Origin of the sequence: Micromonospora sp. NPDC005710 (genome assembly GCF_040630995.1) — a bacterium.
In the GTDB taxonomy this organism is placed as follows: Bacteria; Actinomycetota; Actinomycetes; order Mycobacteriales; family Micromonosporaceae; genus Micromonospora.
In genome coordinates, this window is record NZ_JBEXYP010000023.1 from 66,483 (window position 1) to 88,030 (window position 21,548).

Below are 21,548 nucleotides of genomic sequence, written 5' to 3' on the forward strand. Positions count from 1 at the left end.
CGAATCGGCAGACTTTTACGCCACAAGGCCGAGGTCAGCCAACGTATAGGCCGCCCGGTACGGCAATCCGGCGGCTCGCACCGCGTCGCCGGCGCCTCGATCAACAATAACCACCACGCCCACGACTTCCGCCCCGGCCTCGCGAAGCGCCTCGACAGCTGTCAAAACACTTCCGCCAGTCGTGGACGTGTCCTCCACCGCCACTACTCGGCGGCCGGCCACCTCCGGTCCCTCGATCCGCCGCTGAAGACCGTGGGCCTTGCCCGCCTTGCGCACCACGAAGGCGTCCAGGGCCCGGCCGGTCGGAGCGGCGGCGTGCAGCATCGAGAGCGCGACAGGGTCCGCTCCCAGAGTGAGGCCCCCGACGGCGTCGAACTCCCAGTCGGCGGTGAGGTCGAGCAACACCCGGCCGACCAGAGGAGCGGCCTGGTGATGGAGCGTGACGCGACGCAGATCCACGTACCAGTCTGCCTCGCGCCCCGACGAGAGCACGACCCGTCCGTGGACCACAGCCAGGTCGGTAATGAATTTACGCAGGTCGTCGTGGTCCCCCATGGCGATAGAGGTTACTGCGCAAGTCTGAACGCCGTGTGTGGGGTCCACCCTGATCAGCCCGCGGGGGAACCGATGAGTGGCGATGTTCGACTACGCTCAGCGACCGGGCCCACAGCGGCGCGCCAATGTCGTCCGGCTGCTCGCCGGGCGGCGACAGGCTGGTTGGCGCTCAGCGCTCGTCGCGACCGATCCGGCCGCGGGTGTCCCGCGCGACTGCCTGGAGCAACCGCCGCGGCGCGTGTCGCATGCCGGCGACGACCACCTTGTACTTCCACGCCGGGACACTGACCATCTTGCCTTTGCGCAGGTCACGCAGGGCTTCGTCCACCACATCCTCGGCCCGCAGCCAGAGCCACTCCGGCGTCTTGGACATGTTGATGCCTGCTCGCTGGTGGAATTCGGTGCGGGTGTAGCCGGGGCAGAGGGCCATCACCTGGACGTCGAACGGCCGCGCGGACTGGCCGACGGACTCACTGAAGTTGGTGACCCACGCCTTGCTGGCGGAGTAGGTCGAGCCGGGCATCGCCGTGCCGAATCCGGCGACTGAAGAGACATTTATCACTGCCCCATTTCGCCGTTCGGTCATCGGTCGGAGCGCAGCCAGGGTCAGCCGCATGACGGCGTGCACGTTGAGCCGCAACAGTCGCGCCTCGTCCTCCGCCGTCGAACGTAGGAACGGTTTGTTGAGGCTGATCCCCGCATTGTTGACCAACAGGTGAACGGGACTGCCGTCGGCGAGGCGCTGTTCCACTGTGGCGCAGCCGTCGTCGGTGGACAGATCGGCCGGAATCGTCTCCACCTCGCGCCCGTACGCGGAACCCAACTCGGTGGCCAACTCGGTCAACCGTGTCGCGTCGCGGGCAACGAGCACAAGGTGCCAGCCGTCGGCGGCCAGCCGCCGGGTGAACGCCGCACCGATGCCTGCGGTGGCCCCGGTGATGAGGGCTCGGCGCTCGGCAGTGGTGGGATCGAGCGTCACGGGGTGGTCCTCACCTGGGCGGGTACGGGGGCGCGGGCGGCGCCGGCGGGGGCTGGTGCGGTGCTGGTGTGAAGCCGGGCGGTGCGGGCGTGAAGCCGGGCGGTGCGGTGGGTGTGGAGCGGTGGCGGCCGAACCAGCTGTTCGCCGCCGGCAGCGCCAGCAGCGTAGCTACTACAAGGTAACCGAGCCCCTGGGCGACGGAAAGCCCGGCATTGAGCGGGATCCACCAGGACGGGTACGCGTCGCCGATCAGGCCCAGCAACTCGGCGAGAGCCTGCTCGCCAGAGCCCAGTTGCAGCGGCGCGGCCCGTTCGCCGACGACGACCGCCACGCTGCAACAGCCGCCGAGCAGGCCGAGCCCGCTGACCACCCAGGTCGCCACCCGGACCCCGTTGCGGCCGGCCAGCAGCCCGAGAGCGAGGCCGGCGAGCAGCGGCACGGAGAGCACCGCCACGACCGCCGACAGCACCGCGGACGCGCGGAGCAGGGTCACCACGTCGTTGATCTGCTCCGGGCTGGCCGAGGTGTCGCGCGCGGCGGAGCGGAACGCGTCGACGGTCCCGCCCAGCACCACCAGGTCGACCACGGCGTACGCGAGCGCGGCGACCGCCATCACCGACAGCACTGTCGCGCCCGACACGACGGCTGCGGGCCGACGGGCCGGCGTGGTTTCCGGGTACGACACGACGGATCCCTCCGGTAGGTGTTCGGGTTGCAACCTACTCGGAGGGATCGTCGGCGTCGTGCTTATCGAGCCGTCAGCTCGTCGACGGCGGGGTCGACCCGGGCCGATCCGTGGGTGGTGTGTCGTCCGGCCGGTTCACCGGCGGCGGGTAGCTCGGTTCCCCACTCGACGGGTAGCCCGGCTCAGCGGGCGCCTGCGGGTAGCCCGGCTGACCGGGCGCCTGCGGGTGGCCCGGGTAGCTGGCGCCCGGGGTCGGCGGCTCCCAGGCTGCGGTGGCCTTGCGGAAGAACGGGTTCGCCTTCGGCAGCGCCAGCAGCACCAGTGCCGCGATTAGCGCGATCAGGCTGAGCACGCCGAGCAGAAGGCTGACCGGGGTGACCCAGGTGGGCAGGGCCTCGTCCAGGCGACGCTGGATCTCCTCCGGGCTCGGTCCGTCGCCAGTCCCGCCACCGGCGTTGAAGCCGCCGGCCGCGTTGCTGAGCAGGCCACCGCCGACGCAGCAGACCATGACGCCGCCGACGATCCAGGTGGTGATGCGAGCACCGTTGCGGCCCTGGTTGTTGAAGAGGGCCAGCACGCCCAGCACGATCGCGAGCAGCAGCAGGACGATGCTGCCACCGATGCCGACGACGGCGAAGACGTCCGCCACCTGCTCACCGTCGGTGGCGCTGTTGGCGTACGCGTCGCGGAGCGCGTCCCGCGTCTTGCCGAAGGTGCTCAGCGTGATGATCAGACTGATCACCTGGAGCGCCAGGAACAGGAAGAGCAGATAACTGGAAATCGACACGATGGATGGCCGCTGGCGGGCCGGCGTGCTCTGGGAATCGACCACGATTCTCCTTCCCTAAGATCGCCCACACCGTATCGACAACCGGCCAGTTCGGCATGCCGTGACGGGCCCGACGCCCGGCCGGGCCGGTTCGGCGCGCCTCAGGCGTGGGGGCGGATCGTCAGGTCGGCGGGGTCGAGAAGGTCACCGCGGGCCACTCTCCAGCCCTCTTCGCCGTACGCCTCGAAGGAGAGCCGCGCGCCGCCACCGGCCTGGTAGTCGTGGTAGCGCATCGTTCCGGTCGACGGCAGTTCGGTTTCGCCGGTGGCGGTGTAGCGCGCCTGCCCGGTCTCGGCCCAGGTGTAGCGCCGCCCGCCGAGTTCGATGGTCGGGGCACCCGGGGTGACTGTCGCGCCCGGTTCGGCGGTCCAGAGCACCAGTTCGAGTTCGAGGCCGTTCTCCACGGACAGCCGGTGGCGGGTGCCAGAGTCGTCGTCGAGGAGATGCTGCACCCAGCTCCAGTCGCCCTCGACCAGGCGGATGGTGGCGCTCACCGCGTACTCCCGATTGCGGATCCGCACGCGGTCGCCAAGGGTCAGGCGGAGCGGGCCGCCGCGCGGCGCCTCCGCCGGCTGGCCGGCGGCCCGGCTCGTCGCCCGCCGGCGGGCCCGCACGACGATCACGACCAGCGCGAGTACGACAACAGCCGCCACCAGGCACATCACCAGCGCGTCCACCCGACCACCTCCCCAGGTACGTCGGCGCAGACGGTAACAACCCTCGGCACCACGAAGGCTGGCGCTGTGGCCGACAGCTCAGCTAGCGGACGCCGTCCGGTGCGTCCTCCGGAGGCGCTGCCGGCGGTCCGGTCGGCGCTGGTGGGGTGCCCGGCGCGCCCGGAATCAGGTGCACGGCCGGGTCGGGGCAGATCAGGTAGCCGGGTGGGAGCGGCTGGTTCGGCGGCAGGAAGCCCGGCATGAACGGAGCTGTCGGGTATCCGTAACCGGTCGGGGCGTAGGTGGGCACGGCCATCGCCCAGGCCGGGCCGGGCAGTGCCTCGTTCGCGGTACGCGGCACGAACCAGCGGTTCGCCGGCGGCAGCGCCAGCAGCAGGACCACCGCCACGGAGAGGGTCAGAACGGTGAGCACGCCCAGCCCGGCCGCGGGGAACGACAGATCGTCCCAGGGATCGGTGCCGGAGTAGAGCGTGTCGAAGAACGTCGAGGTCTCCCACTCCTCGTCCCACTCCGTCGGCGGCTCCGCCGAGACCTCCGGCATGGTCAACAGGGGCACGATGAACCCCCCGGAGCAGCACTGCGCGACGCAGACGAGCAGTTGCGCGCCACTGGCGACGAAGACCAGGATCCGCGCGACGTTGCCACCCTGCCGGGTCAGGACGGCGGTGACCGCCAGCCATATCGCGAGCAACACCGCCGGTACGCCGAGGATCAACGCCATCGCCACGTTGCCCTGCCGCTCGCCCGCCACCTCGTCCGGGTCGGCGTCCGGCACCAGCCGCACCGCAGTGTCGATCCGGCCGTCGAAGTGCACCGCCTCGGCCACCGCCAGCGCGGCCAGACCGACCAGGACCAGCACCACTGCCAGTTGCAGCCAGAAGGCGCTGGTCACGGTGACCGGGCGGGGCGGACGCGGCGCGGTCGCGGGCGGGCTCATGGCTCGCAACGTACGGCGCGTCGTCGGCGACCGGCAGAACCGATCGGGCAGCACCGACCGGCAAATGGATCATGCTGCGGCGAGCCGCCGACTGGCGTACGTGCCGAGGACTTCACGGTCCATCACGCAGCCCACGAATGTGGTGAACTCGCTCGGATCGTCCCGCAGCGACGTCCAGGCCGCTCGGGCCGCCTCCGGGTCGACGCGCTCCAGCAGCGTGGCCGCGTACGCCCGCCCGGCGGGTGTGCCGTCGGCCAGCACCCGGTCGAGCTGGCGGCGTACCTCCTCGGGGTGGTCGTCGAGAGCGGCCGAGACCCGCTCGTACGCCTCGGTCACCGGCAGCAGTGTCCCGGCGAAGCCCACCACCCCGAACGCGAGGGTGTCAGCTGCCACCAACTCGTCGACGGCCGCGCCCAATTCGCGCTCCCAAGCCTTCCGCATCCCAAACATGACTCCACCCTTTCCCCGTCCACCCCAACTCCACCCCGTTGATCAAGAGGTTTGCGCCATGAGAAGACGCCAGATTGACGCAAACCTCTTGATCAACACGTTCAGGTTCAGGCGGGGGTGACGGAGAGGGCGTTGGTTTCGGTGATGCGGTCCACCTCTACCGTTTCGCCGTCGCGGATCGTCCCGGAGAGCAGGGCCTTGGCCAGTTGGTCTCCGATCGCCGTCTGGACCAGGCGGCGGAGCGGGCGGGCACCGTAGATCGGGTCGTAGCCGTGCTCGGCCAGCCAGTCCCGGGCGGCGTCGGTGACGTCCAGGGCCAGTCGACGGTCCGCAAGACGGTGTCGCATCCGGTTCAGTTGGATGTCGACGATGGAGCGCAGGTCGTCCCCGCGCAGCGAGGCGAAGACCACGATGTCGTCCAGCCGGTTGAGGAACTCCGGCTTGAAGTGCGACCGGACCACTGCCAGCACACCCTCCCGGCGTTGCTCGTCAGCGAGCGTGAGGTCACTGATCACCGACGACCCGAGGTTGGAGGTGAGGATGAGGATCGCGTTCCGGAAGTCCACGGTACGGCCCTGACCGTCGGTGAGCCGACCGTCGTCGAGCACCTGGAGCAGCACGTCGAAGACGTCCGGGTGGGCCTTCTCCACCTCGTCGAGCAGCACCACCGAGTACGGCCGGCGGCGCACCGCCTCGGTGAGCTGACCACCCTCGTTGTAGCCGACGTAGCCGGGCGGGGCGCCCACCAGGCGAGCGACCGAGTGCTTCTCGCCGTACTCGCTCATGTCGATCCGGACCATCGCCCGCTCGTCGTCGAAGAGGAACTCGGCGAGGGCCTTGGCCAGCTCGGTCTTGCCGACGCCGGTGGGGCCGAGGAAGAGGAAGCTGCCGGTCGGGCGATCCGGGTCGGCGATACCGGCCCGGGCACGGCGTACCGCGTCGGAGACCGCGCCGACCGCCTCGGCCTGGCCGACCACCCGGCCGCCCAGCGACTCCTCCATCCGCAGCAGCTTGGCCGTCTCACCCTCCAGCAGACGGCCGGCGGGAATGCCCGTCCAGGAGGCCACGACGGAGGCGATGTCGTCCGCGCCGACCTCCTCCTTGAGCATCGCGCCGTCGGCCTGGAGCTGGGCCAACTCCTCCGCGGCCTGCTTCAGCTCGACCTTGAGGGCGGGGATCCGGCCGTAGCGCAGCTCGGCGGCGCGTTCCAGCTCGCCGTCCCGCTCGGCCCGCTCCGCCTCGCCGCCGAGGCGTTCCAACTCCTCCTTGGCGGTGGACAGCTTGGTGATGTGGCTCTTCTCCGTCTGCCAGCGCTCGGAGAGCACTGTGAGTTGTTCGCGCTTGTCGGCCAACTCCTTGCGGAGCCGCTCCAGCCGCTCAGCCGAGGCGGCGTCCGGCTCCTTGGCCAGCGCCATCTCCTCGATCTCCAATCGGCGGACCGCCCGCTCGATCTCGTCCACCTCGACCGGACGGGAGTCGATCTCCATCCGGAGCCGGGACGCCGACTCGTCGACCAGGTCGATCGCCTTGTCCGGCAGGAACCGGTCGGTGATGTAACGGTCGGACAGGGTCGCGGCGGCGACGAGCGCGGCGTCGGTGATCCGTACCCCGTGGTGCACCTCGTAGCGTTCCTTGAGCCCACGCAGGATGCCGATGGTGTCCTCGATGGTCGGCTCACCGACGAGCACTGGCTGGAACCGACGCTCCAGCGCCGGGTCCTTCTCGATGTGCTCGCGGTACTCGTCGAGCGTGGTGGCACCCACCATCCGCAGCTCACCGCGGGCCAGCATCGGCTTGAGCATGTTGCCAGCGTCCATCGAGCCCTCGCCCTTGCCGGCACCGACAACCGTGTGCAGCTCGTCGAGGAACGTGATGACCTGCCCGTTGGAGTTCTTGATCTCCTCCAGGACGGACTTCAGCCGCTCCTCGAACTGGCCGCGGTACTGCGCGCCGGCGACCATCGCGCCGAGGTCCAGCGAGATCAGCTTCTTGTCGCGCAGGGACTCGGGCACGTCGCCGGTGACGATCCGCTGGGCCAGGCCCTCGACGATCGCGGTCTTGCCGACGCCGGGCTCGCCGATCAGCACCGGGTTGTTCTTGGTACGCCGGGAGAGCACCTGGATGACCCGGCGGATCTCGGAGTCCCGGCCGATGACCGGGTCGATCTTGCCGTCCCGGGCGCTCGAGGTCAGGTCCACGCCGTACTTGGTCAGGGCCTGGTAGGTCTGCTCCGGGTCGGCGGTGGTGACCCGGCGATCCCCACCGCGAACGGTCGGGAAGGCGGCGACCAGGGCCTCCTCGGTGGCACCGGCGGACTTCAGTGCGCCGGACACCGCCCCGCCCACCCGGGCCAGGCCGGCGAGCAGGTGCTCGGTGGAGGTGTACTCGTCGCCCAGGGGCCGGGCGATCTGCTCGGCGGCGCCGATGGCGTTGACGAACTCCCGCGCCAACGTCGGCTCGGCGATGCTGGAACCGCGGGCGGCCGGCAGGTTGTCGACAGCACGCTGGGCGGCCTGGCGCAGCTCGGTCGGGTCGGCCCCGACGGCGCGCAGCAGACCGGTCGCGGTCGAGCCATCGGTGTCCAGGAGTGACAAAAGCAGGTGCCAGGGCTCCACGGTGGCGTGACCACGCTGGTTGGCCAGCGCGACAGCGCCCGTGATGGTTTCGCGGCTCTTGGTGGTGAGTCTTTCGGTGTTCATGGGCTCCCCCGGATCGGCGTTGTCCACTGGGTTGGACACAACCAGAGTTGAGCGTATTCCGCTCAACCTTAGCGCGTGACGCCCATCACTCCCGCCGCCACCGCCAGTCGAACTCGCCGGCCGCCGGGGGCGGGCCGGGCAGCGGGTCGGCGTCCGGCACCGACGACAGACCAGCCAGGAGGACCGCGAGCTGCCGGCGGCGCAGTTGGCGGGTCCGCTCCGGATCGGGTACGCGGACCGCGGCGCACGCCTCCAACAACAACCCCAGATCGTGTACGACCGCGTCGGGGCGCAGCCGACCGCTGGCGTGGGCCCGGTCGACCAGCGCGGTGGCCAACTCGCCGGCCCGCACCGCGTCCCGACCCATCTCCTCGGTCGGCGTGAAGGTGCCGGCCAGGTGAACGGTGAGCGAGTGCACGTCGGCGTCGACCACCCGGGTCAGGAAATCGGTGAACGAGGCCCAGTCGTCCGGCTCGGCGAGGGCGGCCTCGGCCTCCGCCACGTACCGGCGCAGCCCGTCGTGGCAGAGCTGACGCAGCAGGTCCTCCTTGCCCGCGTACCGCCGATAGAGCGCACTGATGCCGACGCCGGCGCGTTCGGCGACGGCGGCGATCGGGGCCTTCGGGTCGTCCAGGAAGACGGCGCGGGCGGCTTCGAGGATCACCTCGTCGTTGCGGGCGGCCTGGGCGCGGCGGCCGCCGAGCGTCTTGCCGGAAGTCGGTGACATGCCGCCAGGCTATCAGCGGAACGGATCGTTCCACTCCGCCGTTGCCGCCGACCTTCCCCCGATCACGGCCGTTGAGCTGCGCGGGGCCTGGTTCGACGACCGCCGTCCGTCCAAGATCTGCGGATTGTTCATCAAGCGGTAGCCTTGGAGAGTGCGAGTACGTGTCGAGCAGACCGCCCTACCCGGGATCGGGGTACGTCACGATCTGGTGACGGAGTCCGGACGCCGCCTGGGCGTCGTTTCCCACCGCAACGGCCGCCGGGATCTTGTTCTCTACGATCCCGATGATCCCGACGCCTGCCAGTCGGACATCCCGCTCACCGACGACGAGGCCGAGGCTCTGGCCGACATTCTCGGCGCGTCGCTGATGCTCGGTCAGCTCTCCGGTCTCCGGGAGCAGGCCGCCGGTCTGCTCACCGAACAGATCGCCATCACTGCCGGTTCGCCGTACGTGAACCGGAAGCTCGGCGACACCAAGGCGCGTACCCGCACCAGCGCCTCCATCGTGGCTGTTCTGCGTGAAGGCGAAGTGATCGTTTCGCCACTCCCCTCCTTCCGCTTCGCGGCCGGTGACGTGGTGGTCGTTGTCGGGACCCGTAGAGGTCTCGACGGCGTGTCCGCCATCCTCGCCGACAGTGACCCGGACGGCTGAGGCGGATGCACGATTTCACCACGCTGCTCATCGAAGTCGGTGCGCTGCTGCTGCTGCTCGGGCTCCTCAGCCGGCTCAGCCGGCGATTCGGCCTCTCTCCCATTCCTCTCTACCTGTTGGCCGGGCTCGCGTTCGGGCACGGTGGGCTGTTGCCGCTGGACGCCAGCGAGGAGTTCTTCGCAGTCGGCGCCGAGATCGGCGTCATCCTTCTGCTGGTGATGCTCGGCCTGGAGTACTCGGCCAACGAACTCGTCGGCAACCTTCGCTCGGCGGCACCGGCAGGGCTGATCGACGGCGTCCTCAACGCGCTACCCGGCGCGGGGTTCGCCCTGCTGCTCGGCTGGGACTGGGTAGCCGCCCTGGTGCTCGGCGGCATCACCTGGGTCTCCTCGTCCGGGGTGATCGCGAAGGTCCTCGCCGACCTGGGCCGGCTCGGTAACCGGGAAACCCCGGTGATCCTCTCGGTGCTGGTCATCGAGGACCTGGCCATGGCCCTCTACCTGCCGCTGGTCACCGCCGTACTGGCCGGTACCGGCCTGCTCGGCGGCGGGATCGCGCTCACCGTCGCGGTGGGTACGGTGCTGATCGTGCTGGTGGTCGCCATCCGGTACGGCCACCTGATCTCGTCCGCGCTGTCGGCGAAGGACCCGGAGGCGCTGCTCCTCGGCGTACTCGGTCTGACGTTGCTGATCGCCGGCATCGCCGCGTCGCTCCAGGTGTCGGCGGCGGTCGGCGCGTTCCTGGTCGGCATCGCCCTGTCCGGCCCGGTGGCGCACCACGCCACTGAGTTGCTCTCGCCCCTGCGGGACCTGTTCGCCGCGGTGTTCTTCGTCTTCTTCGGCCTGACCACCGACCCGCAGGACATTCCGCCGGTGCTGCTGCCGGCACTCGCCCTGGCCGTGGTCACCATGGCGACGAAGACACTCACCGGCTACCTCGCCGCCCGCCGGGTCGGCATCGCGGAACCTGGCCGATGGCGGGCCGGGTTGGCGCTCGTACCCCGAGGTGAGTTCTCCATCGTCATCGCCGGGCTCGCGGTGGCCGCCGGGAGCGTCGAGCCGCGGTTGGCTGCGCTGGCCGCGACGTACGTCCTGATCACGGTGGTGACCGGGCCGATCCTGGCCCGGCTGCCGGACTTCCCGTGGTTCAAGCGGTGGCTGCGCAACCGCGCGGCGGCCCAGCGGCAGGAGCGGATTCCGGTCACCGACTCAGTTCACTGACCGGGACGGCGTCAGCGGGTGGGCCGTCCGGTCCACCTGAACGCCGCGGCCGCCTGGGTCGCACCCTCGCGAAGGTAGAAGCGGTGCGCCTCGGTGCGGGCCAGCCCGGACTCCAGGAAGACGTAGTCGGCGCCCTGTTCGTACGCCCATGCCCTGGCCGCCGCGAGGAGGTTCGAGCCGACACCCCGGGAGCGCCATTCGGGGTGCACGGCGAGGTCCTCGATCGAAGCCCGACGACCGAAGCGCACCGAGAGGATGTCCAGGTAGACGCTCGCCACGCCGACCACCTGGTCCTCATCCGATCGCGCTTCGAAGAGTGCGACATCTTCGCGGGTGAGCAATTCCGCGGTCCGCTCGACGGCGCGGTCGCGGTCCCAATCCACGGGACGGCTACCGGGAGGGGCGAAAAGCCACTCCAGCCCGATGACGAACTGCGCCTCGGCTCCGGGCTGGGACCGTCGAACGTGTGTGGTCATAGGAGCATCATCGACGGCGCTGTCGATCTCGTGGACCCGCCGTGCCAACGGTTGCGGAATTGCTCCCCACGGGGGCTACCGCAGCACCCGACGGCGGGTTACCGTTTCGCCCCAGCAGCCACGGTCCGCAGGCAGCGTTGCCAGACGCGGGCGAGAGCGGAAGGTTGGCCGGTGAGCGTGCAGGAGTCGACTTTCCACGGCTTCGCCAACCCCGTCGATCCGACTCCGGCGGAGTTGCGGGCCTGGGCGTACCAGCCTGATTCGGTGCCGTTGGCCTCGATGCCACCCGACTGGGACCTGCTGGTCTCGGGCGACCGACTGGTGGTGACGCTCTTCGAGTTGGCGATGGACCCGACCTGCCCGGCGCGGCGTTTCGCGTTGCACTGCCTCTACATCTACGCGGCTGACGGCATCCGGACGAACTTCCGCGCCCACCCCAAACGCCGCTTCCGCAAGCTCGTCGAACAGGCCGAGCGGGACGGCGACGAACTGATGAGGATCTGGGCGCACAACGGCCGCGTGCTGTTGGCCCGACCGGATCTCTTCGTCTACCGGGACTGGTGCGAGGGCGGCCTGGTCCGCGAAAACCGCCGCCTCGGCTGAACGCCGGATTCGCCGAACCGTCGGCGAGGGCTTGGTGCGAGTACGCCCCTTTGGAGCTGATGTCGTAAACGATTCGTGCCCGACATGTACGGGTCGTTCCGCTGGCCGGGGCGGGCGGGGGCAGAGCCACCGCGTGATGTCGTAGACGATTCAGTTCCAAAGGACCTGCGAGTCGATCGGCGGACCCTCGCTGCGGCCCGCACCCGACGACGAACGGGCCGGGACCCCCCGTGGGTCCCGGCCCGCACGTCGGTCACCGGTCAGTCCTGCTTGCGTACCGTCTCGGCTCGGCCCTGTTCGCCGGCGTGGTCGCCGTCCTCGGCGAACCGGCCTGCGATGATCCGGTCCCGGTAGGTCCCCTCGGTCACCTTGTCGAACTTCTTGCGAACGGTTTCGGCCAGGCTCTCCAACCGGTCTTCCGTCTGCTGGGCCACCTTCTTCGCCGGTTCCGCCATCGCTCCCCCTCGCCATGCCGGTAGGTCCGTATTAACACGATTGGACCCGTATCGACAGGCTAACCGAAGCGGCCCGGACCGCGCCGGGAATCCAGCGTGGTCCGGGCCGATGAGACAGATCCGGGTGAGCGAATGGTCAGCGATCGGGCGTGCGGCGGGGACGCCACACCACCAGGGCGGTGGACGTGCGGTTGGTCGGCACCAGATCCCGGCCCGGGAAGCGGGCCAGCGACTCCAACTCGGCCACCCGGCGGTACGCGGCGTCCAGCTCCGCCTCCAGCCGGGCAACCCGCTGCTGCGCCTGCTCCAGCAGCCGTTCCAGCCCGATGATCCGCTTGACGCCGGCCAGGTTGATCCCGTCGTCCTGGCTGAGCCGCTGCACCTCGCGCAGCAGCACCACGTCGCGGACGCTGTAGCGACGCCCGCCGCCAGCGGCCCGGCCGGGCTGCACCAGCCCCAGCCGGTCGTACTGGCGCAGGGTCTGCGGGTGCATTCCCGCCATCCGCGCCGCTACCGAGATCATCAGCACCTTGGCCTCGTAGGCAGGGTCACCCGAACCAAGGAACTCGCCCGACATCCCGCTCACCTCCGCGTCCATTCCACCGGACTAACTGACTCTGCGCACCCGTGCGTCGAGATGTTCCCGGGCCGCCGGCGGGCTCTGCTCCGCGAACGACTCCAGCGCCGTGCGTGCCTCGTCCGACAACCGGGCCGGCACCACCACGTCCAGCGTGACAAGCAGGTCACCGGCCTGACCGTCACGGCGGACCACACCCTTGCCGCGGGCCCGCAGCACCCGCCCGCTCGGCGTCCCCGGCGGCACCCGCAGGGTCACCGCACCGTCGAGTGTGGGCACCCGCAGGTCCGTGCCGAGCACGGCCTCCGCGAAGGTGACCGGCACGGCAAGCGTCAGGTCGTCGCCGGTACGCCCGAACAGTTCGTCCGGCCGAACCTTGACGTGCACGAAGAGATCGCCGGCCGGGCCGCCGCGCTCACCCGGCTCCCCGCGGCCGGCAAGCCGGATGCGTTGACCGTCGGCCACCCCGGCCGGGAAGCGCACGTTCATGGTGCGGGTCTTGGTGACCCCGCCGCTGCCGTGGCACTCCGGGCACTTCTCCTCGACCACGGTGCCGACGCCCTGGCAGTTGCGGCACGGCTCGGAGAAGCTGAACGACCCCTGGTTGCGAGTCGTCACACCGGCACCGTGACAGACCTGGCAGGTACGCGGCTGGGTGCCGGGCTTCGCCCCGTTGCCGTTGCAGGTGTCACAGACCCCCGGCGCGCGCAGCGTCAGGGGCAGCGTCACCCCACGCACCGCGTCGCCGAAGTCCAGTGCCACCTCGGTCTCCACGTCCCGACCACGGGCCGGACCGCGTGGGGCGGCCTGCCCACCGGCCTGCCCACCGCTGAAGATCGAGCTGAACAGGTCCTGGAAGCCGGCGCCTCCGAAGCGGCGATCACCGGCGCCGCCGCCGCCGAACATGTCGGAGACGTCGAACGGCATGCCGCCCGGCTGAGCCCCACCCCGGGCGTTGCGTCGGAACGCGCCCGAGCCGAACAGGGACCGCATCTCGTCGTACTCGCGACGGCGACCGCTGTCCGACAGCACGTTGTACGCCTCGGACGCGGCCTTGAACCGCTCCTCGGCCTTCGGATCTCCGGGGTTGTGGTCCGGGTGCGACTCCCGGGCCAGCTTGCGGTACGCCTTCTTGACGTCATCAGCGGAGGCGGCCTTGTCCACGCCGAGCACGGCGTAGAAGTCCTTCTCGATCCAGTCCTTGGAACTCACCGGTCCACCTCCTTCCGACCCTGGTGGCCCGGTCGTCCCGCCCACCGCTGTGCGGTGGGCGGGACGACCCGGTCACTGTCTGGCACTATTCCGGATCCGCGACCGCGACGAGCGCGGGGCGCAGCAGCCGCTCACCGAGCTGGTAGCCGCGTCGCATGACCTGTACGCAGGTCGGCTCGCTGACGTCGGCCGAGGTCTGGTGCGCGACCGCCTCGTGCCGGGTCGGGTCGAACGGGTCGCCCTGCTCGCCGAAGGCGTTCAGGCCGAACTTGCCCAGCGCGGTGGTGAGCTGTTCCGCCACCGTGCCGAACGGCCCGACCAGGTCGCCATGTTCCCGGGCCCGGTCCAGGTCGTCGAGGATCGGCAGCAGCGCGGCCAGCACCGAGCCGGTCGCCTGCTCCTGCACCAGGCTGCGGTCCCGGTCGACCCGCTTGCGGTAGTTGGCGTACTCCGCCGACACCCGCTGCAGATCCCTGGTGCGCTCGTCGAGCTCGGCCCGCAGCGCCTCCAACTCGGCGCCGAGCGAGGTGCCCGGGCCGCCACCGTCGACCGGCTGCGCCGGGGCGTCCACCACCGGCGGACCGGACGGTTCCGGCCCGTCGGTGGCGTTGACCTCGACCTCGATCTCGTCGACCACGACCTCGGCGTCCTCGACCAGCCCTTCGGCCGGCACACCGGTCTCCGCGTCGGCGGCGGTGCCCTCCGGCTCGGTGGTGTCGATGAGCTTTCGGTTGTTGCGGATGACGACCCGCTCCCCGTCACCGGTGGTCGGCTCCGTGGGCGCGGAGCCACCCGGCGTCGACCCGGTGTCGGCCGGGTCGGCGGCTCGTGGCTTCTGCGTCATGCGGCTACCTCATCCCCTTGGCGGTGGATACGTGTCGGAGGCCGACGGTCACTTCTTGCCGTCCTCGTCCACGATTTCCGCGTCGACCACGTCGTCGGCGCCGCCGGCCTGCGCGCCACCCGTACCGGTCGCGCCGGTGGCGCCGGTCGCACCCGGGCCGGGCTCGCCACCCGGCTGCCCCTGCTCGGCCTGCTGTGAGTAGAGCAGCGAACCGGCCTGCTGGGAGACCTGCGCCAGCTTCTCGTGCGCGGACTTGATCTTCTCGATGTCCTGACCGCCGAGGGCGCCACGCAGCTCGCCGAGCGCCTCGTTGAGCTGCTCGCGGTTCTCGCCGGGCAGCTTGTCGCCGCTCTCGGCGAGGAACTTCTCGGTCTGCCACTGGAGCGCCTCGGCCACGTTGCGGGTCTCGGCGTCGTCGCGGCGACGCTTGTCCTCCTCCGCGTGCTCCTCGGCGTCCCGGCGCATCCGCTCGATGTCGTCCTTCGGCAGCGAGGAGCCGCCGGTGATCGTCATCTTCTGTTCCTTGCCGGTGCCCAGGTCCTTGGCGTGCACGTTGACGATGCCGTTGGCGTCGATGTCGAAGGCGACCTCGATCTGGGGCACGCCGCGCGGCGCGGGCGGGAGGCCGGTCAGCTCGAAGGTGCCGAGCTTCTTGTTGTAGGCCGCGATCTCCCGCTCACCCTGGAACACCTGGATCAGCACCGACGGCTGGTTGTCGTCGGCAGTGGTGAAGACCTCGGAGCGCTTGGTCGGGATCGTGGTGTTGCGCTCGATCAGCTTGGTGAAGATGCCGCCCTTGGTCTCGATGCCCAGGCTCAGCGGGGTCACGTCGAGCAGCAGAACGTCCTTGACCTCACCCTTGAGCACACCGGCCTGGAGGGCTGCGCCGACGGCGACGACCTCGTCCGGGTTGACGCCCTTGTTCGGGTCGCGGCCGGTGAGCTGCTTGACCAGGTCGGTCACGGCGGGCATCCGGGTCGAACCGCCGACCAGGATGACGTGCTCGACGTCCGAGATCTTGATCCCGGCGTCCTTCACGGCCTGCTCGAACGGGCCCTTGCAGCGGTCCAGCAGATCCTGCGTCATCCGCTGGAACTCGGCGCGGCTCAGCGTCACGTCGAGGTGCAGCGGGCCGGCGGCGCCGGCGGTGATGTACGGCAGGTTGATGTTGGTGGTGGTGGCGGCGGACAGCTCGATCTTGGCCTTCTCGGCGGCCTCACGAAGCCGCTGGAGGGCCATCTTGTCCTGACCGAGGTCGATGCCGTGCTCACCACGGAACGTCTTGACCAGGTGGTCGATGATCCGCTGGTCCCAGTCGTCGCCACCGAGCTGGTTGTCACCGCTCGTCGACTTGACCTCGACGACGCCCTCGGCAAGCTCCAGCAGCGACACGTCGAAGGTGCCACCGCCGAGGTCGAAGACCAGGACGGTCTGCTCCTTGGAGCCCTTGTCCAGCCCGTACGCCAGGGCGGCCGCGGTCGGCTCGTTGACGATCCGCAGCACGTTGAAGCCGGCGATCTCACCGGCCTCCTTGGTGGCCTGGCGCTGGCTGTCGTTGAAGTAGGCCGGAACGGTGATCACCGCGTCGGTGATCTGCTCGCCCAGGTACGCCTCGGCGTCCCGCTTGAGCTTCATCAGCGTCCGGGCCGAGATCTCCTGCGGGGTGTACTTCTTGCCGTCGATGTCGACGGACCAGTTCGTGCCGACCTCGCGCTTGACCGACCGGATCGTCCGGTCCGGGTTGGTGACCGCTTGGCGCTTGGCGACCTCACCGACGAGCACCTCGCCGTTGCGGGCGAACGCGACGATCGACGGAGTCGTCCGTGACCCCTCAGCGTTGGCGATGACGGTGGGCTCACCGCCCTCGAGAACGCTGACGCAGGAGTTCGTCGTGCCGAGGTCGATACCGACCGCACGTGCCATGTTCGCTTCCTCGCTTCGTAAGGTTGTGCAGGTGACGGGCGTCGCCCGTGGGCTGCTGGCGAGCACCGCCCGCAGCGGGCCCCACCACAAGTTGAGTGAACTTGACTCAATAGTGCCACGCGTTGGCCAATCGTCAAGTTGACTTGAGTCACCTCGACGCAACCCAGCCGTTATTACCGTCCGGTTGTCTTCCCTTGCATCGGTCGGGCACGCTTTAGCGGTGACGACGCACGGCGATCCCGCCACCCGTTCCGGTGCGCCCGCCGTCGCAGCCCGCACCGCCCCGCCGGACGCCGCGGAGGAGCCGCCCGCCACCACCGGGGACGACGGCCTCCCCGGTGCCCTGTCGGGCCTCCGGGAGGCGATCGGCGCGACCCGGTATCCCCTCGCGCTGCCCTCTGCCGGCTCCGCCCGGCAGACCGCCACCGCCCTCACCGACCAGCTCGACGACTATCTGCTGCCCCGGCTCGCCCGGTTGGACGCACCGCTGCTCGTGGTGGTCGGCGGTTCCACCGGCGCCGGCAAGTCGACCCTGGTCAACAGCCTCGTCAAGGCCCGGGTCAGCGCGGCCGGCGTCCTCCGGCCGACCACCCGCTCGCCGGTGCTGGTCTGCAACCCGTCCGACGCGGCCTGGTTCCGGCAGGGTGACCTCCTGCCCGGGCTGACCCGCACCACCGAGCCGAGCGACGATCCGCGGGCCCTGCACCTCGTCACCGCCCCGGCCCTGCCCGCCGGGCTGGCCTTCCTCGACGCGCCCGACATCGACTCGGTCGTCGACGCCAACCGGGCGCTCGCCACCCAACTGCTGGCCGCCGCTGATTTGTGGCTCTTCGTCACCACCGCCGCCCGGTACGCCGACGCGGTGCCCTGGGAGCTGCTGCGCAGCGCCCGGACGCGCGGCGCGGTGATCGCCATGGTGCTGGACCGGGTGCCCGCCGAGGCCACCGACGAGATCGCCGCGCACCTGACCGAGATGCTCGCCGAGCAGGACCTCGGCCGGGCACCGCTGTTCGTGTTGCCCGAGACGTGGGTCGACGGTCAGGGGCTCCTGCCCGAGGGGGTGACAGCGCCCCTGGCCGACTGGTTCGCCAGGTTGGCCGCCGACGTCGACGCGCGGGCCGCGGTGGTCCGCCAGACGCTCGACGGGGCGCTCGCCGCACTCCACCCCGCGGTGGAGGATCTGGCCGACGCCGCCGACGAGCAGCTCGCCGCCGCCGACGGGCTGGACGAGCGGGTCCAGGCCGCGTACCGGGGTGCCGAGCGCACCGTCGAGCAGGGGCTCCAGGACGGCCGGCTGCTCCGCGGCGAGGTGCTCGCCCGCTGGCAGGAGTTCGTCGGCACCGGCGAACTGTTCCGCACGCTGGAGGCACGGATCGGCCGGCTACGGGACCGGGTCGTGGCCGCCGTCACCGGTCGGCCGGCACCCTCCGTCGAGCTGCGCAACGCCATCGAGTCCCAGCTGGTGACATTGCTGCGGGGGGTGGCCTCGGAGGCCGCCGAGTCCGCGTACACCGGGTGGAAGGCACACCCGGCCGGCGCCGGGCTGCTCGATCCGGCGCTCGCCCACCCGAGCGAGGAGCTGCCCGAGCGGGCCGAGCGCCTGGTCCGGGACTGGCAGCGCGGCGTGCTGGAACTGGTCCGGGTCGAGGGTGGCGACAAGCGGTTCGTGGCCCGCACCGCCGCCTACGCGGTGAACGCCACCGGGTTGGCCGTGATGATCGCCGTCTTCGCCTCCACCGCGTTCATCCCGACCGGGTTGGAGTTGGCCACCGGGGCCGGCACCACCGTCGCCGCGCAGGCCGTCCTCCAGGCGATCTTCGGCGACCAGGCGGTGCGTACCCTCGCCGCCAAGGCCCGCACCGACCTGCTGGTCCGGGTGCGGACGCTGCTCGGCGCGGAGGCCGACCGCTTCCTGAGCCGCACCGCCGACGCCCGGCCCGCGGCGGACGCCGGCGACGGGCTGCGCCGGGCCGCCGGCCGGGTCGAGCTGGCCCGGCATCGCAGCGGCCTGTCCGCCCGCGACGAGGAGGGTTTGCGGTGAGCAACATCGCCGGCCGGGTCCGCGAGGCGTTCCGTGGGGACCAGCGGGTCGACGCCGACGCGCTCATCTCCCGACTGGACGCGGTACGCCGGTTCCTGACCGCCGTGGACGGCCTGCTGCCGGATTCCGACCTGGTGCCCGCGCACACTCTCGTCGAGCGGGCCGGCACCCGGCTCGCGCTGTCCCGGGACCACACGGTGGTCGCCCTGGCCGGTGCCACCGGCAGCGGCAAGTCGAGCCTCTTCAACGCGTTGGCCCAACTGGCACTCTCACCGGTCGGGGTCCGCCGGCCGACCACCGGCGTCACCCACGCCTGCGTGTGGGGGCCGTTGGAGGGCGCCAGCCACCTGCTCGACTGGATCGGCGTACTGCCCCGCCACCGTTTCGTCCGGGAGAGCGCCCTGGACGCTGACGACGAGACCGCCCTGCACGGGCTGATCCTGCTCGACCTGCCCGACTTCGACTCGGTGCAGCGATCCCACCGGCTCGAGGTGGACCGGCTCCTCGGCCTTGTCGACCAGGTGGTCTGGGTGGTCGACCCGCAGAAGTACGCCGACCGGGTCATCCACGACAGCTACCTGCGCGAGTTCCACAGGCACCGCGACGTCACAGTCGTCGTGCTCAACCAGGCCGACCGGCTGCCCCTGGCCGAGGTGCCCCGGGTCCTGGACGACCTGCGTCGGCTGCTCGACACGGACGGGCTGACCGGGGTGCCCCTGCTGGCCACCACCGCCATCGACCCGGCCGGGATGGTCGGGCTGCGCAACGCCCTGGAACGCACTGTCGCCGAGCGGCAGGCCGCGTTGCGTCGACTCGCTGGTGACGTCGACAGCGTCGTCGCCGGCCTGGACGAACTGGTCGGCTCGGCCCGGCCGGCGGGTGGGCCGGACGACGCCGCCGTCGATGGGCTGAACCGGGCGTTGGCCGGGGCGGCCGGGGTGCCCGCGGTGACCGAGGCCGTCGAGCGGGCGTACCGGCACCGGGCCGGCGCGGCCACCGGCTGGCCGGTGGTCCGGGGCTGGCGGCGGTTGCGACCCGACCCGCTGCGTCGGCTGCACCTGCCCGGCCCGGCCGGCGACCAGACCGACCCGGCGGAAAGCCTGGTCGCGGCCACCTCGGTACCGGACCCGACGGCCGCCCAGCGCTCGGCGCTCGGCCTCGCCATCCGCGCGGTGGCCGACCGGGCCGGCGCCGACCTGCCGGCCGACTGGCCCGGCGCGGTCACCTCCGCCGCCCGGTCCCGCCTCGGCGACCTGCCGGACGCCCTGGACCGCTCGATCGCCGGCACCGACCTCGGCCTCGACCGGCGGCCGCTGTGGTGGCGGATCGTCGGCGGTGTGCAGTGGTTCGTCACCCTCGCCGCCGTGGTCGGGCTGGGCTGGCTGGTGCTCGGCTACGCGCTGCGAGCGCTCGGCCTGCCCGCGCTCGACAACCCGATGGTCGGCCAGGTGCCGCTGCCGACGGTGCTGCTGCTCGGCGGTCTGCTGGCCGGGCTGCTGGTGGCGGCGCTGACCCGTCCGGTGGTGCGCTGGGCCGCCCGGCGCGCCCGGGCCCGCGCCGATCAGCGACTGACGGCGCGGGTCGCCCAGGTGGGCAACGAGTACGTGCTGACACCGGTACGGATCGTGCTCGGGTCGTACGCGCAGGCACGCGACGCGCTGCGGGACGCCGCACGCCGCTGACGCTCCGCACGGCTCGCTACCGCTCTGCGTACGCCTCGAGCGGCGTAGGGTCGGAGCATGGCCACGCCTCAGACCCCCTACGACGCGGTGCTGCACGCCGCACGCGACGTGACCAAGCTGGAGTCCGCCCTCGACGCCGAGATGCTCGGCAGTGCCCTGCTGGGCAGTGTCTACGCGATCGCGGAGACCGACCGCGACGCCGCCGTACGGGAGTTCGTCACCGGCTTCCTCGCCGCCACCGCCCGCCGCAGGGTGGCGGCGGCGACCACCATCCGGCAGGTCTTCGCCACGCTCGTCCCGACCGCCGAGGGCAGCGAGCGGGTGCGTCCGGGCAGCCAGGCGCCCACCTGGACGGCCCAGCTCGGCCGGGTGCACCTCACCGGCACCTGGGCGTACGGCGACGTGTACGGCGATCAGACCTCCTACCTCGCGACCTTTGCCTACGACGACGATTCCGGCGGCTCGGAGCACGCGCTGGTGGCCCTGGTGGACCACAACATCGGGATCACCAAGGACATCTTCGTGGGCGGGCCGGCCGAACGGATCCTGGACCAGGTCCGACAGATGTGCGCCGACGACGAGTTGACCTGGTTCCGGACCGAAGACCCGGCCCGGTTCCGCGGTGAGGTGGCACGCCACCTGGCCGTCACCGACGATCTCGGCGAGTTGCCCGGCGAGGGGTCGCTCGCCACCGACCGGGCGTTGGTAGGTGCCCGGCTGGCGGTGCTGCCCACCGCCGCCGACCCGACCGGTCCGGCGGAGGTCGAACCACTCTCCGCGGCCGAGCGCACCGATCTGGTCCGGCGGTTCCTCGCCTCGCCGGAGGCCGCCCGCTTCGGGCTGGACGCCGTCGACGGCCCCGAGCTGGCTTCCCTGCACTTCTGCCTGAGCCTGCTGCTGGACCACTCGGCGAGCTTCCCGGACGCCGACCCGATGCGCTGGAGCCCTGCGGTGTCCGGGCTCTTCCTGCTCGACTGGGTGCACCGCCGGGCCGTGCTGGACATGGACGACGCGGCGATGCTGCCCCGGGTGCTCCGGGCCTGGGCGCGGTACGCGTCGCGCCAGCGCGGGCTGCCCGAGGCGGCGACGACGCGCACCGACGAGGCGATCGAGGAGATGGTGCCGGAGTTCGCCCGCCTCTACTCGACTGGTGAGCGGCGCAGCGCGGCCACCGCAGCGGTGGCGCAGTTGATGGCCGACGGGGTGGACCCGGACGACCCGGCCGCACTGGACGCGTGGATCGAGGCGAACCGGCACCGCCTCGCCGACGACGGCGCCTGACGACGTGTGAGGGTGGGCGGCACCGCGCCGCCCACCCTCCGAAC

The 21,548-nt window shown here is 71.2% G+C and carries 21 protein-coding genes; 6 read left to right on the forward strand and 15 right to left on the reverse strand.

The features are described from left to right. Positions 1-15 precede the first annotated feature (15 nt). From pyrE to ABZ406_RS25860, 9 genes are all read right to left on the reverse strand, one after another. Positions 16-555, reverse strand: coding sequence for an orotate phosphoribosyltransferase (gene pyrE, locus ABZ406_RS25820; protein ID WP_357766576.1), 540 nt, complete (start codon positions 553-555; stop codon positions 16-18). 169 nt (positions 556-724) lie between these two features. Then, entirely contained in the window at positions 725-1,534 is an 810-nt protein-coding gene (locus ABZ406_RS25825) for an SDR family oxidoreductase (RefSeq protein WP_357766580.1), read from the reverse strand. Between the two features lie 10 nt (positions 1,535-1,544). Beyond that, positions 1,545-2,219 (reverse strand): hypothetical protein, encoded by a 675-nt coding sequence (locus ABZ406_RS25830; protein WP_357766583.1) that lies wholly within the window; start codon positions 2,217-2,219, stop codon positions 1,545-1,547. Positions 2,220-2,292: 73 nt separating this feature from the next. Further along, the gene (locus ABZ406_RS25835; RefSeq protein ID WP_357766586.1) at positions 2,293-3,051 is read right to left on the reverse strand and encodes a hypothetical protein; all 759 of its coding nucleotides are present in this window, start codon (positions 3,049-3,051) and stop codon (positions 2,293-2,295) included. 98 nt (positions 3,052-3,149) lie between these two features. Further along, on the reverse strand, positions 3,150-3,710 hold the full coding sequence (locus ABZ406_RS25840) for a DUF4178 domain-containing protein (RefSeq protein WP_357766678.1): 561 nt from the start codon (positions 3,708-3,710) through the stop codon (positions 3,150-3,152). A 97-nt stretch (positions 3,711-3,807) separates the two neighbouring features. Then, complete coding sequence (locus ABZ406_RS25845) at positions 3,808-4,662, reverse strand: hypothetical protein (protein ID WP_357766589.1); 855 nt, start codon at positions 4,660-4,662, stop codon at positions 3,808-3,810. A gap of 69 nt (positions 4,663-4,731) precedes the next feature. After that, the gene (locus ABZ406_RS25850) at positions 4,732-5,103 is read right to left on the reverse strand and encodes a hypothetical protein (RefSeq protein WP_357766592.1); all 372 of its coding nucleotides are present in this window, start codon (positions 5,101-5,103) and stop codon (positions 4,732-4,734) included. Positions 5,104-5,219: 116 nt separating this feature from the next. Beyond that, positions 5,220-7,811, reverse strand: coding sequence for an ATP-dependent chaperone ClpB (clpB, locus tag ABZ406_RS25855; RefSeq protein ID WP_357766596.1), 2,592 nt, complete (start codon positions 7,809-7,811; stop codon positions 5,220-5,222). Between the two features lie 85 nt (positions 7,812-7,896). Further along, complete coding sequence (locus ABZ406_RS25860; protein ID WP_357766599.1) at positions 7,897-8,538, reverse strand: helix-turn-helix domain-containing protein; 642 nt, start codon at positions 8,536-8,538, stop codon at positions 7,897-7,899. A 151-nt stretch (positions 8,539-8,689) separates the two neighbouring features. Between ABZ406_RS25860 and ABZ406_RS25865 the strand changes: the two genes are divergently transcribed. Next, the gene (locus ABZ406_RS25865; RefSeq protein WP_030332098.1) at positions 8,690-9,190 is read left to right on the forward strand and encodes a TrkA C-terminal domain-containing protein; all 501 of its coding nucleotides are present in this window, start codon (positions 8,690-8,692) and stop codon (positions 9,188-9,190) included. 5 nt (positions 9,191-9,195) lie between these two features. Then, positions 9,196-10,410: a cation:proton antiporter gene (locus ABZ406_RS25870; protein ID WP_357766602.1), complete on the forward strand. Its 1,215-nt coding sequence runs from the start codon at positions 9,196-9,198 to the stop codon at positions 10,408-10,410. 11 nt (positions 10,411-10,421) lie between these two features. Here ABZ406_RS25870 and ABZ406_RS25875 read toward each other — a convergent pair whose 3' ends face one another. Further along, complete coding sequence (locus ABZ406_RS25875) at positions 10,422-10,886, reverse strand: GNAT family N-acetyltransferase (protein ID WP_357766605.1); 465 nt, start codon at positions 10,884-10,886, stop codon at positions 10,422-10,424. Between the two features lie 171 nt (positions 10,887-11,057). Here ABZ406_RS25875 and ABZ406_RS25880 point away from each other — a divergent pair, with 171 nt between their 5' ends. Beyond that, positions 11,058-11,489, forward strand: coding sequence for a hypothetical protein (locus ABZ406_RS25880; protein ID WP_357766608.1), 432 nt, complete (start codon positions 11,058-11,060; stop codon positions 11,487-11,489). A gap of 260 nt (positions 11,490-11,749) precedes the next feature. Here the strand turns inward: ABZ406_RS25880 and ABZ406_RS25885 are convergent, their stop codons facing one another. The 5 genes from ABZ406_RS25885 to dnaK form a co-directional block, all read right to left on the reverse strand. Beyond that, positions 11,750-11,944 carry a hypothetical protein gene (locus tag ABZ406_RS25885; protein WP_357766611.1) on the reverse strand — a complete coding sequence of 65 codons (195 nt, stop codon included), beginning with the start codon at positions 11,942-11,944 and terminating at the stop codon, positions 11,750-11,752. A 136-nt stretch (positions 11,945-12,080) separates the two neighbouring features. Further along, complete coding sequence (locus ABZ406_RS25890; protein WP_030332087.1) at positions 12,081-12,521, reverse strand: helix-turn-helix transcriptional regulator; 441 nt, start codon at positions 12,519-12,521, stop codon at positions 12,081-12,083. A 30-nt stretch (positions 12,522-12,551) separates the two neighbouring features. Next, on the reverse strand, positions 12,552-13,733 hold the full coding sequence (gene dnaJ / locus ABZ406_RS25895; RefSeq protein ID WP_357766614.1) for a molecular chaperone DnaJ: 1,182 nt from the start codon (positions 13,731-13,733) through the stop codon (positions 12,552-12,554). Between the two features lie 85 nt (positions 13,734-13,818). After that, entirely contained in the window at positions 13,819-14,577 is a 759-nt protein-coding gene (gene grpE / locus ABZ406_RS25900; protein WP_357766617.1) for a nucleotide exchange factor GrpE, read from the reverse strand. A 48-nt stretch (positions 14,578-14,625) separates the two neighbouring features. Then, positions 14,626-16,500: a molecular chaperone DnaK gene (gene dnaK, locus ABZ406_RS25905; protein WP_357766620.1), complete on the reverse strand. Its 1,875-nt coding sequence runs from the start codon at positions 16,498-16,500 to the stop codon at positions 14,626-14,628. Positions 16,501-16,720: 220 nt separating this feature from the next. Between dnaK and ABZ406_RS25910 the strand changes: the two genes are divergently transcribed. From ABZ406_RS25910 to ABZ406_RS25920, 3 genes are read left to right on the forward strand one after another with little or no spacing between them, the layout of a single operon-like run. Beyond that, positions 16,721-18,541 (forward strand): ABC transporter, encoded by a 1,821-nt coding sequence (locus ABZ406_RS25910; RefSeq protein WP_357766623.1) that lies wholly within the window; start codon positions 16,721-16,723, stop codon positions 18,539-18,541. Next, positions 18,538-20,223: a GTPase gene (locus ABZ406_RS25915; protein WP_357766626.1), complete on the forward strand. Its 1,686-nt coding sequence runs from the start codon at positions 18,538-18,540 to the stop codon at positions 20,221-20,223. The genes ABZ406_RS25910 and ABZ406_RS25915 overlap by 4 nt, the downstream gene beginning before the upstream one ends. Before the next feature lie 57 nt (positions 20,224-20,280). Continuing rightward, positions 20,281-21,504 carry a hypothetical protein gene (locus tag ABZ406_RS25920; protein WP_357766628.1) on the forward strand — a complete coding sequence of 408 codons (1,224 nt, stop codon included), beginning with the start codon at positions 20,281-20,283 and terminating at the stop codon, positions 21,502-21,504. The last annotated feature ends 44 nt before the right edge of the window (positions 21,505-21,548 follow it).

Coding starts and splice junctions, on each gene's coding strand:
- pyrE (WP_357766576.1), bottom strand. CDS start 555: ATGGGGGACCACGACGACCTGCGTAAATTCATTACCGACCTGGCTGTG.
- ABZ406_RS25840 (WP_357766678.1), bottom strand. CDS start 3,710: ATGTGCCTGGTGGCGGCTGTTGTCGTACTCGCGCTGGTCGTGATCGTC.
- ABZ406_RS25845 (WP_357766589.1), bottom strand. CDS start 4,662: ATGAGCCCGCCCGCGACCGCGCCGCGTCCGCCCCGCCCGGTCACCGTG.
- ABZ406_RS25850 (WP_357766592.1), bottom strand. CDS start 5,103: ATGCGGAAGGCTTGGGAGCGCGAATTGGGCGCGGCCGTCGACGAGTTG.
- clpB (WP_357766596.1), bottom strand. CDS start 7,811: ATGAACACCGAAAGACTCACCACCAAGAGCCGCGAAACCATCACGGGC.
- ABZ406_RS25860 (WP_357766599.1), bottom strand. CDS start 8,538: ATGTCACCGACTTCCGGCAAGACGCTCGGCGGCCGCCGCGCCCAGGCC.
- ABZ406_RS25870 (WP_357766602.1), top strand. CDS start 9,196: ATGCACGATTTCACCACGCTGCTCATCGAAGTCGGTGCGCTGCTGCTG.
- ABZ406_RS25875 (WP_357766605.1), bottom strand. CDS start 10,886: ATGACCACACACGTTCGACGGTCCCAGCCCGGAGCCGAGGCGCAGTTC.
- ABZ406_RS25885 (WP_357766611.1), bottom strand. CDS start 11,944: ATGGCGGAACCGGCGAAGAAGGTGGCCCAGCAGACGGAAGACCGGTTG.
- ABZ406_RS25890 (WP_030332087.1), bottom strand. CDS start 12,521: ATGTCGGGCGAGTTCCTTGGTTCGGGTGACCCTGCCTACGAGGCCAAG.
- grpE (WP_357766617.1), bottom strand. CDS start 14,577: ATGACGCAGAAGCCACGAGCCGCCGACCCGGCCGACACCGGGTCGACG.
- dnaK (WP_357766620.1), bottom strand. CDS start 16,500: ATGGCACGTGCGGTCGGTATCGACCTCGGCACGACGAACTCCTGCGTC.
- ABZ406_RS25920 (WP_357766628.1), top strand. CDS start 20,281: ATGGCCACGCCTCAGACCCCCTACGACGCGGTGCTGCACGCCGCACGC.